The sequence below is a fragment of the Sedimentibacter saalensis genome (genome assembly GCF_007830175.1).
Taxonomy (GTDB): domain Bacteria; phylum Bacillota; class Clostridia; order Tissierellales; family Sedimentibacteraceae; genus Sedimentibacter; species Sedimentibacter saalensis.
The window spans coordinates 115,384-131,135 of record NZ_VLKH01000006.1 but is presented as its reverse complement, the minus strand read 5'-3'; the positions used below and the strand labels follow the sequence as shown (position 1 = coordinate 131,135).

The 15,752-nt window shown below is 38.0% G+C and carries 12 protein-coding genes; 1 reads left to right on the top strand and 11 read right to left on the bottom strand.

Annotated features, from left to right (window positions below):
• Positions 1-186: 186 nt before the first annotated feature.
• On the bottom strand, positions 187-1,380 hold the full coding sequence (locus LY60_RS11600) for an ammonia-forming cytochrome c nitrite reductase subunit c552 (protein WP_145083802.1): 1,194 nt from the start codon (positions 1,378-1,380) through the stop codon (positions 187-189).
• A gap of 257 nt (positions 1,381-1,637) precedes the next feature.
• On the opposite strand from LY60_RS11600, the gene LY60_RS11595 reads away from it, so the two are divergent.
• The gene (locus LY60_RS11595; RefSeq protein WP_170226194.1) at positions 1,638-2,090 is read left to right on the top strand and encodes a universal stress protein; all 453 of its coding nucleotides are present in this window, start codon (positions 1,638-1,640) and stop codon (positions 2,088-2,090) included.
• A 134-nt stretch (positions 2,091-2,224) separates the two neighbouring features.
• Here the strand turns inward: LY60_RS11595 and LY60_RS11590 are convergent, their stop codons facing one another.
• The 10 genes from LY60_RS11590 to LY60_RS11545 form a co-directional block, all read right to left on the bottom strand.
• A complete protein-coding gene (locus tag LY60_RS11590; RefSeq protein WP_145083795.1) occupies positions 2,225-2,644 on the bottom strand; it encodes a methylglyoxal synthase in 420 nt (139 codons plus the stop codon).
• 118 nt (positions 2,645-2,762) lie between these two features.
• Positions 2,763-4,136, bottom strand: coding sequence for a short-chain fatty acid transporter (locus LY60_RS11585; RefSeq protein WP_145083793.1), 1,374 nt, complete (start codon positions 4,134-4,136; stop codon positions 2,763-2,765).
• Positions 4,137-4,149: 13 nt separating this feature from the next.
• Positions 4,150-5,094 carry a 3-hydroxyacyl-CoA dehydrogenase family protein gene (locus tag LY60_RS11580; RefSeq protein ID WP_145083790.1) on the bottom strand — a complete coding sequence of 315 codons (945 nt, stop codon included), beginning with the start codon at positions 5,092-5,094 and terminating at the stop codon, positions 4,150-4,152.
• A gap of 56 nt (positions 5,095-5,150) precedes the next feature.
• On the bottom strand, positions 5,151-5,969 hold the full coding sequence (locus LY60_RS11575; protein ID WP_145083787.1) for a beta-keto acid cleavage family enzyme: 819 nt from the start codon (positions 5,967-5,969) through the stop codon (positions 5,151-5,153).
• A 304-nt stretch (positions 5,970-6,273) separates the two neighbouring features.
• A complete protein-coding gene (locus LY60_RS11570) occupies positions 6,274-7,809 on the bottom strand; it encodes a sigma-54 interaction domain-containing protein (RefSeq protein WP_145083785.1) in 1,536 nt (511 codons plus the stop codon).
• Positions 7,810-8,105: 296 nt separating this feature from the next.
• Complete coding sequence (locus LY60_RS11565) at positions 8,106-9,500, bottom strand: MATE family efflux transporter (RefSeq protein ID WP_145083782.1); 1,395 nt, start codon at positions 9,498-9,500, stop codon at positions 8,106-8,108.
• 308 nt (positions 9,501-9,808) lie between these two features.
• Entirely contained in the window at positions 9,809-12,361 is a 2,553-nt protein-coding gene (gene mprF / locus LY60_RS11560; RefSeq protein ID WP_170226193.1) for a bifunctional lysylphosphatidylglycerol flippase/synthetase MprF, read from the bottom strand.
• 170 nt (positions 12,362-12,531) lie between these two features.
• Positions 12,532-12,897, bottom strand: a complete 366-nt coding sequence (locus LY60_RS11555) for a thioredoxin family protein (protein ID WP_212633480.1) — start codon at positions 12,895-12,897, stop codon at positions 12,532-12,534.
• 294 nt (positions 12,898-13,191) lie between these two features.
• On the bottom strand, positions 13,192-13,635 hold the full coding sequence (locus tag LY60_RS11550; protein ID WP_145083774.1) for an Hsp20 family protein: 444 nt from the start codon (positions 13,633-13,635) through the stop codon (positions 13,192-13,194).
• 186 nt (positions 13,636-13,821) lie between these two features.
• On the bottom strand, positions 13,822-15,750 hold the full coding sequence (locus tag LY60_RS11545) for a flavocytochrome c (protein ID WP_410176540.1): 1,929 nt from the start codon (positions 15,748-15,750) through the stop codon (positions 13,822-13,824).
• Positions 15,751-15,752 lie beyond the last annotated feature (2 nt).

Genomic DNA, 15,752 nt, shown 5'->3' with positions numbered 1-15,752 from the left:
CTTATATTAAAGGAGCTATAACAATAAGCTCCTCAGACTATTGACAAACTCTGACACTGTCATCCTGAACGATAGTGAAGGATCTCATCTTTTAAAATATGAGATTCTTCGGCTGCGCCTCAGAATGACAACGTCCAACTTTACTTTGCCATAGACCTAAGGAACTTTTCAATAGCTCCTTTTATTTTACTTCAGCAGTTCTAATCCTTCCAGGGCCAGCTGGTTTGCTTCATCAAGAAGCTTGTGTGCCAGCTCCTGATTGTGTAACCCCTCGCCGTTTTCAACAAACACAAAATCCCATTTAAACTGTGCTTCCCTGTGAAGCTTTCTTACAGCATCAAGTTCTTCCTCTGACTTTGTTCCTTCCTTGACAACTTTACTAAGTTCTTCTATAAGCTTTGTGATATTTTCTGCAACAGCCAGAGTTTTATCATAAACAGGCTTTTGAATAGCTTCAACCTTGGCAGTCAGACTTTCCTTTGTATCACCAGCGTGACACTTTATGCATGTGTCTTCCATGCTTGTGAGAAGAGGGCTGGTCCATTGATGAGATTTAACAGTTTCTCCGTTTTCTTCTGTTTCTTCCATGTGACAATCCACGCAAGAAAGGTTTCCGTGTATGCCTGTCTGGTATGTTTCAAATTCCGGATGCTGTGCTTTCAAAAGAGGTGTACCTGTCTGGGGATGAACCCAGTCGGAATACCCGCGTTCATCGTAATATGCAATCATGCTGTCGGCATCAAGTCCGTTGTTCCAAGGCAGCGTAATTGCTATGGTTTCAGGGTCCTGATAATACTCAACATGGCACTGTGCACAGGCAAGCGTTGTATCCTTATATTCTCTGTCAACATTTTCCAGCTTGTCAGTCAAATGTGTGAGAGTAAGATTTATTACACCCGGCTCCTCCATGTGGCAGTCATAGCACGTTATGCTGTTTGTCATATACTTTGATGCTTCTTCAAAATCCATTGAGTTGAATTCTACACCTTGGCTGTTAAGCTGAGCAACAAAATCAGGGGATTTGCACGCAAAGCAGCTTGCTCCCTTTTTAGGTCTGTCAGTTTCGAGAACATCCTCTAATGTGTAGACGTGGCCTCTGGCTCTGTCATATTGTTTTGAAAATCCGTATCCCTCATAAAAGAGACTTAAAAACTGGTATTTTTCCAGATAAGAATAAGGTTCGCTTCCGCCGTATTTTGTTGCTGCCATTTCAGCATTTTTTTCGAAGGATGCGACAATTGACGGATATTTTTCTGCCCAAGCCTGTGGAGGTACTATACCTTCCGGCTCAACAGGGTTATCCTTAGATGTGCATGCAGACAAGGACAACACTGCAACAGCAAATGCAACTACTAAAATTGTCCTACCAAATTTTTTCATATATTACCTCCATAATGCCTTGTTAGATTATGTAAGTAAAGAATTATTTATGCAAGTTAATATTAGCAAATTATGCTAATATTGTCAATTTAAATAAAATTTTGTGACTTTTATTAAAATACCTTTAATACCTGTTAAATAGCTGCATATAAAACAATTGCAAAATTGTGCTTAGATTTTTTTATTTGTGGTATATTAATCATATAAATATAAATTCTTTATATTATTAAATGATTAATTATCATAAAGGAGGAATTATGAATAAAATACTTGTTCCGGTTGATGGGTCCGCAGCTTCAGAAAAAGCTGCAATAAAGGCAGTACAAATTGCTAGAAAGTATGGCGGCGATATTGTGTTTTTAAGCGTGGCAGATGTGAGAGGAAAATTCGCCTACATGGGAGACGGTGTTGTTACCCTTCCTGTAAACCACGCACAGATTTCAGCAATGCTTTTGGAAAACCAGACTAAGATGCTTGATGTATTTGAGGGAATTGTTAATACAGAAGGTGTCAAAGTTGAAAAAAAGGTTCTTGCAGGCGTTCCATATGAAGAAATAATAAAATATGCCGATGAAAATAAAACAGATTTGATCATAATGAGCAGAAGAGGTTATTCAAAAGTAAGAAGATTCTTTGTTGGCTCCATAACTCAAAGAGTCATAGCAGATGCCCCATGTCCTGTATTGGTAATTAACGAGGATGATCAGTAGCTATGTCTTAATGTTTGCAAACGCAGCATTATTAAAATAAAAAAGGACTGTTGCAAAAGCATTTCATGTCATCCCGAGCTGGCGAAGAATGACACGAAAGCACAAATGTAACAGTCACTTTTTATAATAATCGTTTATTTTTCTCTCATATAATCTTCCGTCATATAGCTTGATTTCAAAAGGAAGTCTGCAGATGAAACATTCATTGCAACCGGTATGTCATACAATACAGCAATTCTTAAGAGTGCTTTTACATCTGGATCATGAGGCTGAGAAGAAAGAGGATCCCAAAAGAAAATCATAAAATCTATCTTGCCGTCAACTATGGCAGCACCTATCTGTTGATCTCCTCCATAAGGGCCGCTCTCAAATGCTCTTACAGGCAGAGATGTTTCTTCTATTATCATTCGTGCAGTTGTTCCGGTTCCGCATAGAAAATGAGTTGAAAGACAATCCTTGTTTTCCTTTATCCAGTTAATAAGCTGTACCTTCTTATTGTCATGAGCAATAAGTGCTATGTGCTTTTGTTTTTTTATATCATTTAATTTTCTCATATCTGCTCCCTCATTGTTTTCATCACTGTCATTCTATATAATTATTACGTCTTAGTCAAGGATAAACATAAAAAGCATCCATTATGCGGATGCTTTTATGTGGGAGAATTACAATGTGTTAAACAAACATAGGTACTACGAGCAGTCCTAAGACTGTTGCTATGCACCAGAACAGCCATATGAATGCCATGTAGCCCCAAACGTCCTTAAGTTTCATTCCAACAACTGACAATGCCGGAATTACATATAAAGGCTGAAGCAGGTTTGTTGCTTCATCGCCATACACGAAGGCATTGACAACATGAGGAACATTTGCATTAAGTCTCAAGGCTGCATCCATGATTATTGGTCCCTGAACAATCCATTGTCCACCCTGTGATGGTATGAACAGATTTACTACCGATGCAGACAAATAAGAAAATACAGGCAAAGTATAAGCTGTTGCCAGCTGGCATAGACCGCCAACTATAATCTGTCCAAGACCTGAATCAGCCATCATTCCTGAAATTCCTCCATAGAATGGGAACTGAATCATAACGTCTGTTGCAAGACTTAAGTTATCTCTGTATGCATTTATGAATTTTGATGGTGTGTTGTAAAGTAAAAAGTTTGCAGTAAGGAATATGAATATTACAAAGTTAAGACTTAATGAACCAAGGAATCCGTTTTTCATGAATGTAAAAACTATATTGACAAGTCCAGCTATTCCAATCAGTGTCATTATTACTCTGCTGCCGTTCATTTTGTCAGCAAATGTATTTTTTGGTTCTTCAATTTCAACTTCATCGTCATCATCTGCTGCTTGATATTCCACAACTTCACTTTTTGGCGGCATTGTTTTTAAAGTAAGAATTATTGTTCCTACTGCAAGTATTATCCAAACTATTACGTTCATTGGATTGTATGTAGTCACGCTTTGAGTGAGAACTCCTATTTTATCTACAAGGAAGTGATCCTTTCCTGCAAGCAAAGCGTAAACTGATGCACTTGGTCCAAGGCACTGGCCAAGGCACATTGTTGAGTATCCTGCTGCTATAAGCATTGGGAAATGCAGTCCTTTAACATGTTTTGTAAGCTGCATTGCCAATATTGGGGTAACTATTGTACAAAAAGCCCAGTTCAGAAAACTTGATGCGTATCCGAATGCCATCAGCAATATAACTGCTGCTGTTGGAGTGCTGACTAATTTTGCAAATTTTTTAAGTCCACTTTTTACTTGTTTTGATCTTGCTGTAACTGCACATGTTACAACCATAAATGACATCTGGAATGCAAATGCTATCTGTGACCAAATTCCGTTATACCATGAAGTGAGCATTCCCATAACGCCGTAATCAGTAAATATAACTCCTGCTGCAAATACCAGTATTGTTAATATAAGACAAAAAACCAACGGGTCAGGTATGATATTTTCTGCTGCAAAATTAAATTTCTTGCTGAATCTCCACAAAAACGATCCTCTATCTAATGTTTGAGAACTTTCTTTTGACATGTTTTTCTCCTTATCAAATATAATTTTTTGATGTTTTTAATTGAATTATCAATTTCTTATTAAAATCATTCTTTATGTCGCTGATTTTTTCAGCAGGATATTCGAAAAATCCTTCGCCGGATTTAAGGCCCAGCTTCCCTTCTGAAACCTTCTGCCTCAATATAGGATTTGCTTCTTTTCTGTTGTCCATAACAGACAAAAGATTATCTCCCACCGTGCACCAGATATCAAGTCCGCCCATATCTGCAACTTCCAGCTGTCCTGTAGTAGCATACCTGAAAGCCGGTCCGAACTTCAGCGCCTTGTCAATGTCTTCAGGCAGAGCAACACCCATCTCAATAAGTGAGAACACTTCACGGGCAACGCCCTGCTGTATTCTGTTTGCCACGAGACCCGGAACATCTTTTAAAACTTTTACCGTTTGTTTGCCCACATTGTTGTACAGTTTTTCAACTTCTTTGAACGTTTCTTCTTTCATGTTTCCAAAGAATGAAAGCTCTGCAATCGGCATGAGATGAGCTGGATTGTACCAGTGGCAAACAATCATTTTTTCTTTTCTATCTTCTGATACTGTCTTCATCATTTCATTTAAAGCAAGACTTGATGTATTGCTTGCAAAAATTGTTTCTTTTTTGCAATATCCGTCAATTTCCTTGAAAAGACTCTGTTTAAGCTCTATGATTTCCGGTGTTGCTTCTATGACATAATCAACATCTTCTACAGCTGACTTCAAATCATCATACAAAGTAATATTGTCGAGAATTCCATTAACTTCAGATTTTTCAATGAGTCCGTTTTCAGCTGCAAAATCCAGTTCAGCTCTTATTATGTCTTTTACCGAATTTCTCATTTTTTCACTTGTTTCATATAAATTGACAGGGTATCCGAACATGGCGAATGTTTCAGCAATGCCATGACCCATGGTTCCTGCACCAAGTACAGCTATTTTTTTTATCATTATATGCCTCTCTTTTTGCTCAATTATTCCTACCCTTTATTTCCCTAAACTTATTATTACTTCTTAAGTCCCAGTATTTCTCTTGCTTCGTCCGGTGTTGCAACTTCATTGCCTGATTCTCTTATGATGTTTGCTGCTCTTGTTACAAACTGAGCATTGGAATCTGCAAGCACTTTTGGAGCAAAAAGCACGTTGTCTTCCATTCCTACACGAACATGTCCGCCCATTGCTATGGCAGCAAGCATTATGGGCACATGTCCCTTTCCTATGCCAAGAGCTGACCATGTTGAGCCTTCAGGAATTAAACTCTTAAGGTACACAAGATTTTCAACTGTTGCAGCTGTTCCTCCTGCCGCCCCAAGCACAAATTGATAATGAAGCGGTGCTTTTAATACTCCTTGCTTAAGGTAGTAAAGTGAATTGTAGATCATACCTGCATCAAAAATTTCTATTTCAGGTTTTACTCCGTTTTCCTGCATTGTCATTCCCAGCTCCTCCAGGAACTTAGGATGGTTTATGAACAGGCTGTTGTTCATCCAGTTCATTGAACCGCAGTCATAAGAAGCAAGTTCAGGCTTTATTGCCTTTAAATGAGCCTGTCTTGTTTCATCAGTTGCGTTTAAGTCCCCTGATGTTGTGAGATTTAATACAATGTCACATTTTTCTCTTATGAGTTTCACTGTTTCCTGGAATTTTTCCTTGCTCATTGTTCCTTTGCCTGCATCATCTCGCATGTGAAGATGTGCAACAGCAGCCCCTGCCTTGTAGCATTCATAAACATCTTCGGCAATTTCTTTTGGTGTCATTGGCAAGTTTGGGTTGTTTTCCTTTGTTGGCCAGGCTCCTGTTGGAGCAACCGTTATTATAGTCTTCATTAATTCCTCCTTGATTGGTTTGACTATATATAAAGCAAGAGTCATGCCAACATTTTAACATTCTTATTAATCATTGAATTTACAACAATTAACAACATTACTTCACACAGTATTTTATGTGGCAAACTTATAACTAAAGTTATAATAAAATTAAAATTATTTTCATAAAATATAAATATCTAAAATTCACGCTGCTTTGCAACGTTTTCCATTAAAATAAAGCTATAACAAAAGTTATATCATCAATAACTTTTGTTATAGCTTCCTCTGACAAACTTATTCTTTTAATAATTTCATTAATTATTTAATTAACATTTATGTTCAATACCCTGCACTTTTTCCACAGTGCCGGCTGACTTAGGCCAAGAAATGCTGCAGCCTTGTTTACAGATCCGCATTCCTTGATCACATCTTCTATTATTTCTCGTTCCAGACTGCGGACTGCTTCCTTAAGACTTGTTTTTCCGTCTTTATTTTTGGCTATGTATTGTTTTATATCACTTTTTTCGATATCCAGCAACGATGCCAGACTGTCAGACCTGATTAAACCGTCCTTGTTTATAACAACCAGTCTTTCAATTAAATTTTCCAATTCTCTTATGTTTCCAGGCCATTTGTACATTTCCAGAAGCTCCATGGCATCTTCTTCAAGTTCTGTGGATTTGTTGTACTTTTTGTTGTACTTGCTTAAAAATTCATTGGAAAGGCTTTGTATTTCCTCTTTTCTTTCTCTAAGAGGCTTAAGTTTTATGGGAACTACATTAAGTCTGTAGAACAAATCTTCCCTGAACTTTCCTGCTTTTATTTCTTCATGTAAATCCCTGTTTGTTGAAGCAATCACCCTTATATCAAGCTTGATTGGGCTGTTGCCACCGATTCTTACAATTTCTCTGCCCTGAAGAACTCTCAAAAGCTTTGACTGTAGCTTCATGCTCATTTCGCCTATTTCATCAAGAAGTATGGTTCCTTCGTTTGCAAGTTCAAACATTCCCATTTTACCTGTTTTTCTGGCACCGGTAAATGCTCCTCCCTCATATCCAAAAAGCTCTGACTCCAGAAGTTCTCCGGGTATGGCTGCACAATTTACCTTTATTAGCGGCTTGTTTTTTCTCAGGCTCCTTGAATAAATTTCATCCACTATTACTTCCTTGCCGGTGCCTGATTCTCCGGTTATGAGTACAGTAACATCTGTAGGGGCTATCATATTCACCATATCCATGACAGCCTTCATGCTTTCGCCTTCATGAACTATTTTTATTTTAGAAGTTTGCTGCTTTCTTAAGAATTCTATTTCCTGGTTTGCTCTTTGTTTGTCATTTTGAAGCTCTGCGTTTTTGAGCTCCAGTTCCTTGAGGTCGCTTATGTCTCTGTTGTTTATAACAACAAGCTTGACTTCCCCATGTTCATCAAATATTGGAGAGCCTGTAACAAGAAGATCCTTGCCGTTAACAAGGCTTTTACCAAGAGAGTTGACCATTTCTTTTCTCTTTATTACTTCCATTGTTACAGCACCCTTGTACAATTTGCCTTCACGGGAAATGTCAAGAACATTTCTCCCTATAACTTCATCCTTAGTTATTCCGGTAAATCTGGAATAGGCATCATTTACAAAAATTGTCCTTCCTGTTCCGTCTGATATGTAAATTCCATCATATAAATGGTCGCTTATTTCTATGAAGTCTAAATAGTTGTCCATGAAATCATCATATGTTTCTTCAACTTTATTAAATTTCTGCCGCAATGCATCCATTGTTTCGCTTTTTATATTCAATTTTTCGATTATTTCATAAATTTCATCAATTTCCTGCTTTATTAATTTCACTTTAATTTCTTTTCCCATATGTCCCCTTCAGCCTACGGAAAATCCGAAAGCATTTGTAAATTTAACTCAATAATCTGCAGATGGTTCCAACCACATAAGTTTAAATTAAATTTCAAAATATGTCAACATTTCAAACGAAAAGCCCTTTATTGTTAAACAAAAAACAACCCTTATTAAGTTTCGTTCATTTTGATGACATATTAGTAGGGGAGGGCCTCGTGCCCTCCCCTGCTGCGAACACTACATGATATATTGTTAGTCAACAGTCTGAACAATTCTTTCATTTAAGGATTGCTAATATTAATAATATTAATTTATATAGTATCATAAGCTGCTTCATCAGCAGCATGCCCATCAGGCGTTTCCTTTTTTGATTCCCACTTGTTTCCCCTGTAGCGGGCCAAGAAGAACGCACTTCTTACAACCCAGTCGAGAATCATGGCAACCCATACCCCAAACATTCCCATGTTCATAAACTTAGCCAAAAATATTCCAAATCCTATTCTTGTAGTCCACATGGAGCCAACTCCCACAGCCATGGTGTAACGGGCATCACTTGCTGCTCTTAGAGTGTTAGGCAGCGTAAATGACAAAGCCCAAATGAGGCACGCATTCACACTGTGAAAAACAATTACCTGTTTTGCCATGGCTGATGTTTCTGCTGACAAGTTGAACAGTTTCAATATGGCCGGTGTTGCCAATATAATGCTTAAATTAACTACAATCAATGAAACATAAGCATAGGTCAAAAGTTTTTTAGTGTAATACCTTACCTGCTCATAATCTCCGGCTCCCACACACTGGCTTACAACTGTTATTAGTCCAAGACCTATTGCTGCTCCGGGAAGTATTCCAAAACTTGACACGGAGTTCCCTACAGCATTTGCAGTAATGGAAGCTGTTCCAAAGCCTGCAACAACACTTAAAAGCAAAATTTTACCAAGCTGGAACATGCTGTTTTCAACCCCGTTTGGAATACCTATATGGAGTATGTCATGAACCATTTTCTTATCATATTTGTATTTGAACTTTCTGGTAATATGAATAACCAGCTCTTCGTTTCTAAGAAGCGCAACAATTAATATTGCAGCCACAGCTCTGGATAAAAGTGTTGGTATGGCAACGCCTTCAACTCCTCTGTGAAACCCGTAAATCAACACTGCATTTCCTATGACGTTAATTGCATTCATAATAATAGATGTTACCATTGTGATTTTAGAATTTCCCATTGCCCTGAACAGTGCAGCTCCGCTGTTGTAGAGAGCTATAAATGGTATGCTTGCAAAGACAATGAGCATGTATGTGTTGGCATATGAGGCAACATCAGGAGCAATGGAACCGAAAACAACATTAAGAATGAAGTTTCTTCCTGCATACATGACTGTCATTATAATGAGTGATATGAATGTTACAAATACGAGCAGCTGTTCACCTGCCTCGCAGGATTTATCGCTGTTTTTCTGTCCAAGATATTGTCCGGCAACTACAGCACCTCCTGTGGCTAAAGCTGCAAAGATATTGATAAGAAGAATGTTTACCGAATCTACCAGTGACACGGCAGACACTGCGCTTTCACCTACGCTTGCAACCATTATTGAGTCGGCCATGCCCACGGCAACAGCCAAAAACTGTTCAATTACAAGCGGAAACAATAGCTGCATTAAATTTCTGTTTGTAAAAATATATTCTTTTTTTAATAAGTCCTTCATAATTATCCTTTCAATATAACATTATTATATGCATACCGTTAGTCTGTAATTATCATACGCTGGAAGCAATTTAATGTCTATGTATTTAAAGGCATAAAAAAATCCACCCAAAACTTCACGTTCAGAACGGATTACGGCAATGCAACCTTACGCTGAATCCATAAGAGATACTCTAACAAAATCAATTATATTAGAATATTCTTCATAAGTCAATTGCAGGGCAATGTTTTCATGAAAATAAATTTTATAAATACTAACACATAAAAATTTATAAGGGCGGTATTCCCGCCCGCAAAAGTCCACAGCACTCAATGAATCAGCAATATTGCCTCAATCAATGATGATGGTAACCACATTATGTTTTCATAAGCCAGATACCTGGGCTCCCAGAGCGGAGAAAACTTGGCCTTGTAGCTTCTGAGTCCGGCAAAGCTATATATATGGTTGCCGTAGAGTGTCATCAGGTAAGCAAGTTTTTCAGGCATATGAGCCCTTTGTTTGTTTCCGACATTGTTTAACGGAACCATTCCCAGATTGAATATTTCATAATTTTTGTCCTTGTAGCTCATTAAAAGATTCAGTATAAGAAACGTCATAGTATTTTTCGGGGCATCATTTTTAAATCGCATAAGATCCAGCGAAACAGACTTATTGCCATCATAAGACGGCATCACTGTTGCAAAGGCCACAATCTGATTCGTGCCGGCAATTTTCACAACGGCCACCGGTGAATGTTTCAGGTAATTTTTGTCAAAGTTTCCAAGCGAAAAACCCATTTCCTTACGTTTACCAAGCCACTGATCCGAAACTTGTTTAAGTTCATCATACAGTTCATCAGGGAGATAATCCAGAAGCTTGAATTCTATTCCATCCTTGTTAAAACGGCTCAAGACATTTCTGAAACTGCGGCTTTCAGGGCCTTGAAGATCAAATTCCGCAAGATTCACAAGCGCAGTCTCTCCAAGCTTGAAAAAAACATATCCTAAATCGTGGTACATGGGCAGATAAATGTCACTCACCTGATAAAATGCAGCTTTGTAGCCGTATTCGTCTATGAAATTCAAAAATTCGGTTATGCCTTCACTGAATAGTCTGTCGTTTCCAATAGGATCTCCTAACACTACAATCATGTTGTGGCTTTTCTCAAACACAATGGCAACATTTCCTCCCTGAGCCCAAAATATGTGCTTATCTCTGAGGAAAATAAGATGTGTCAGGAAGTTTCCCTTGTTGCTTTCAAGAAATGTTTTGAGTTTTTCATCATCGATGCTTTCATATCGCTCATCTTTTTCTATACTGGGCTTTGTGAGCTGCCATACTATGATGAAAGCAACCAGAGACACATATGACACAGCACCTGTGAATACTGAGTTAAACCTTAGCATCCCGGGAACCCTTGCTGTCCTGTATACAGCCAGGAAGTCAACAAGAATCATGTGCCTGAGTTCTACATAAATCAGTATGCCAACTAATGACAGCAAAACTGTGAACATTGTCTTGAGCCAGTTGAATGGCAAACTTTTTCTGTAAAAGCTTTCTTTTGAAAAAAAGAGCAGCATGAACACAAATGCAAGTACGATTGTTTCCTCATAATCAAATCCTTTCAAAAATGTAGCTGCCGCACCACAGAACAAAAGGAAAAGAGTAGCATAATATGAACGCTTAACCTTCATTCCGATTTCCTTTGAAATGAATATGAGCAAAATACCAACGCATATGGATATCTGGTTTGACCAATGCATTATTGGCAAGGATAGAATCCTATATGCTATTTTAAGCCTTTCAACCAATCCGGGAACAAGGGCTGACGTCATTAAAACAATTCCACTTATTAAAACAAGAAAACTCAAAAAAAAGTTCGTAAAGTTTGATGTCCTGTTAATTAAATTTTTTAGCTGCTCATTTTTTGCCTTTGTTTTCCTACCTGCCAGGAGCTGTTTTGAAAAAGTAATTATTATTCCAATAAGAAGCGGCAAGAAATAGTAAAATATTCTGTACATTACCAGTGCAGCAAGTGCAGATTCAACATTCATTCCATAATATTTGAATCCCAACAGCAATATGAAGTCGAAGGAACCGGCTCCTCCAGGAAGCATGCTCGCTACACCTGCAATGGAAGCCAGTGTGAAAGAAACAAGCACCGGCACGAAAGAAAAGCCCTTGTCATATTGATACACAATGAAGTACAACAGTATGCATGCACTCACCCATTCAAGCAGTGAAACTGCCAAAAGTTTAAGTTTAATTATCACACTATCCTTATTCAATCCCATGTATGGCTGTTTTTTATACCAAAAGTAAATAGCATCAATAAAAAAGTAAATGAAAAAATAAGCTATGAATCCAAGAAGTACCGCCATGAGCCACTTATTTTCAAGTATTATGGGCTTTATGTAACTGTAGTTCAACAATACAACACCGGACAAAACCGAAAGACCTACACCGGTTGCAGGAACGACCAGCAGCTCATATTTTACAATATCATCAGTACTGCTGGCACTTTTTTTGAAAAATACAGCACGTATTGATGCCCCCGTAAGACCTCCAAGTCCTGAAACGTTGTTAATGCTGTTGGCTATGAACGATACATTGAATATACTCGACTTTTCAATGTCTAGTTTAAGGTAACTTGCTATAAAAAAATCATACAATGTCATCAGGGCATTGGCAAACAAGCCTAAAAATGTAAACATCAATATGGTAGATGTTGAAAAGCTTCTGAGCATCTGTACAGTTTTGGAAAGGTCAATTGATCGTAATTCCTTTTGCCCCTCGTACAAAATGTATGCAGATATCAACACCAAAAATACAATCTTAGCAAAATCAAGCAGATTTTTCCTGCTTATATTTTTCAGCCTCAAAATTAAACCTCCTGTCCTCTCCAGCCGCAGACAAAGTTACTGTTAATTTAAACCAGCGACGGATTCTAGAACCTTATTATCTCACAGTTTACTGTATTCTTCAATTTAAAAATAAAAAAAACCGGAAGTGCAATAAGCTACACAACCGGGTTTGTCGTCATCTTGTCAAATTATGCGTTCTTTTTTTCTTTTTTTGCTACAAATTCTCTTTCAATAATTTCAGTAATCTGATCTTTTGTCTGTATGCTTGGTGTTGCAGCAACAACTTCGCCATTTTTGTAATATACAGTGAATGGAAGTCCTCTGAAATTCTTACATTCCGGAAGGCTTCTGATTATTTTTGATTCCGGGTTGTCAAATTCCATGTCATAAAAAGCCACATCAGGATATTCTCCTTCAATTCTTTCCATAGCCCCATAAACAGGAATGCACATTGGTCCCATTCTTCCGCAGCACACCATCACATTTTCATTTTCTTTTATAGTTTTCTCCAGTTCACTGGCAGTTTGCAAATGTTTCAAATTTGTATTAAGCATAATATTCTCCTTATTATGGCTGATTATTCAGCCGTATTCTTATGTTTCTAATTATATCAGCTTACATTAAAAGAACAGTAACAAAGTCACTAATTTGTTTTTAAATAAAAAAGAAATGCACTGATTTCTCAGCGCATCATGTTATTGACTAAGTATCTTTCGACGTTGTCATTCTGAGGGTGTAGCCCGAAGAATCTCATGTTTTAATAAAGATGAGATCCTTCACTATCGTTCAGGATGACAGCGTCAGGGTTTATCAATAGAATAATGCACTGATTTCTCAGCGCATTTCAATTAATCAATATTTATTTTGTTTGACATATTTTGTTTTGGCTCTTTTGGTACTGTAATGGTCAAGACACCTTCATTGAGGGCTGCTTTTACACCTTCTGTCTTTGTGTCCGACAAATATACGCTTCTGCTCATGGAGCTTGAACGTCTTTCTCTGTGGATGTAATTTTTCTTTTCCTCTTCTACCTTTTCTTCTTTCTTAACGGTAATTGTAAGCCTTCCCTGGTTTAATTCCAGATTTATTTCCTCTTTCTTAACACCGGGAAGTTCTGCTTCAACAAGATACTCATTTTCCTTTTCCTGAACATCAAGTTTGAATGTATCTTTTTCTAGATTTCTTCCAAATGGAAATCCTTCACTGAAAAAGTCATCCACCATGTTGCTGAAATCTCCAAAGTTTGTATTCAGCAAATCTCTTCTTTTGTTGAACGGTACTAATCCTGACATATTTAACATCTCCTTTTAAAAAAATTTAGCCAAGATTTACGAGCAAAAAAACTGAACAAATATTCAGCTTTTCTATTATAATATATACCCCAAAATACAAGTTTTAATCATAAAACACTAAATTTATAACAATAAGAAACCCCGGCCACGTAGCTTAAGCTCCGCAACCGGGGGTATCAAGTGATATTATTTTGCCAAAGCTGCGCTTTCGCCTGCGATTCTTCCGAATACAGCTATGTCAGCCAATGCATTTCCGCCAAGTCTGTTAGTTCCGTGGATTCCTCCGGTAACTTCACCTGCAGCGTAAAGTCCTTTTATAATGTTGCCGTCTTTATCTAAAACCTGTGCAGATGGTGTGATTTCAACTCCACCCATTGTGTGGTGAACTGTTGGAACACGAGCGCCTGCATAGAATGGAGCTGTATCAATTTTATCAGCAAACAATGTTCTTCCGAACTCATCAGATACTGTTCCGTCTACTGCTTTGTTGAATGTATCAACTGAGTTTACCAGGTTTGCTGGGTCAACACCGATTTGTGCTGCAAGTTCTTCAAGAGTGTTTCCCTTGAATGCTCTTCCAGCTGCAACTAAATCGTCAATTGTTTCGTTGAAGTTGTTCTTAGTGTCTCCAGTTGGGTATGAATGCTGGTCAACTATAACCCACATATAAGCATCAGTTTGTTTCATAAGAGCCTGAGTCATAACGTCTCTTCTTGCTCCTTCGTCAACAAATCTGTTTCCATCTTTGTTAACAAATATACGATTTTGAACTCCCTGCTCAATGTTTCCGCTAAGACTTCCTGTTACAGGATCTCCCATTGGAAGAAGCTGAATATATTCCATTCCGATCAATGATGCTCCGATTTCTTCTGCCATTACAGTACCGTCTCCAGTAGCTCCTGACTGGTTAGTAGTCTTAACATTTTTCAGTGAAGGCCACAATGTATTGTATTCTTCACGCATATCTACGTTAGCACCGAAACCGCCTGCTGCAAGTATTACACCTTTGTTTGCATGAAGTGTAACTTTTGCTCCGCCGAATTCAGCATTAACGCCTGTAACAGCGCCGTTATCAACGATGAAGCTTTTAGCAGTTGTATCAACCATTATTTCTATGTCGTTTTTGTTAGCTTCAATATAATTCATATATGTTTCGATATATCCTGTTCCAAGTGGTTTTACAGGTTTATGTGATCTGTTCCAAAGTGCTCCAAGAACTGTAAATACAGAGTCCTTGAATTCCATTCCCAGGCTTTCAAGCCACTGAATAGCAGGAAGTGTATTGTCAGTAAATGTGCTTATAAGTTCAGGCTTGCCCTGCTTATCTCCGCCGTTGTATGTCTGAAGTTTGTGGAGTGTTGGTGAGTCAAACAATGTTGTTTTTCCTGAAGCAAGATATGCTTCATATTCTGTCTTCAATGTTGCCTGCCACTCTTTTACTATCGGATCAGTTTGTTCTGCAGCAATGATTCCTTCAACAGTCTTCTTTTCAAGATCAGTCATTTCCAAAGTTGCCTGTCTGTCTGGGTCAGCTGAATTGAATGCTGAACCGGAAATAATTGTATTTCCTCCAACCTGAGGCATTTTTTCAATAACTATTACAGAAGCACCATTCTGGTGAGCTGTTACTGCTGCTGCAAGACCTGCTCCGCCGGCACCAACTATTATAACGTCAGCTGTTTTTTCAACATCTTCTGCAGCTTTTGCGCCTTCAACTTCTTTATTTTTCAAAGCTTCAATATCAGCACCTGCTTTTTCTAAAGCAGCTGTGATCGCTGCCAGGATACCTGTGCTTGAATATGTTGCACCTGATACCATTGGCACGTTAAGTGAGTCAGTTTCTTTTACTCCAAGAACAATTTTTTCAACTGCCTTGTCCCCAAGACCTGCAGTTTCAGTATGTTCTACAGTAATATCAGTTATCTCTGTTTCAGTAACAGTAACTTTAGCTATAATCTTTCCATGGAAGCCATCAGCTTCTCCTTCATAAGTTCCAGGTTTGAATATTGCTTCAACCTTTGGCTCTTCTGGTGTTTGTGTCTTCGCACATCCAACGATGCTAAATACCATAGCAACAACCAGGATGATGCTTAATACTCTCTTCATTTTTTTCATGA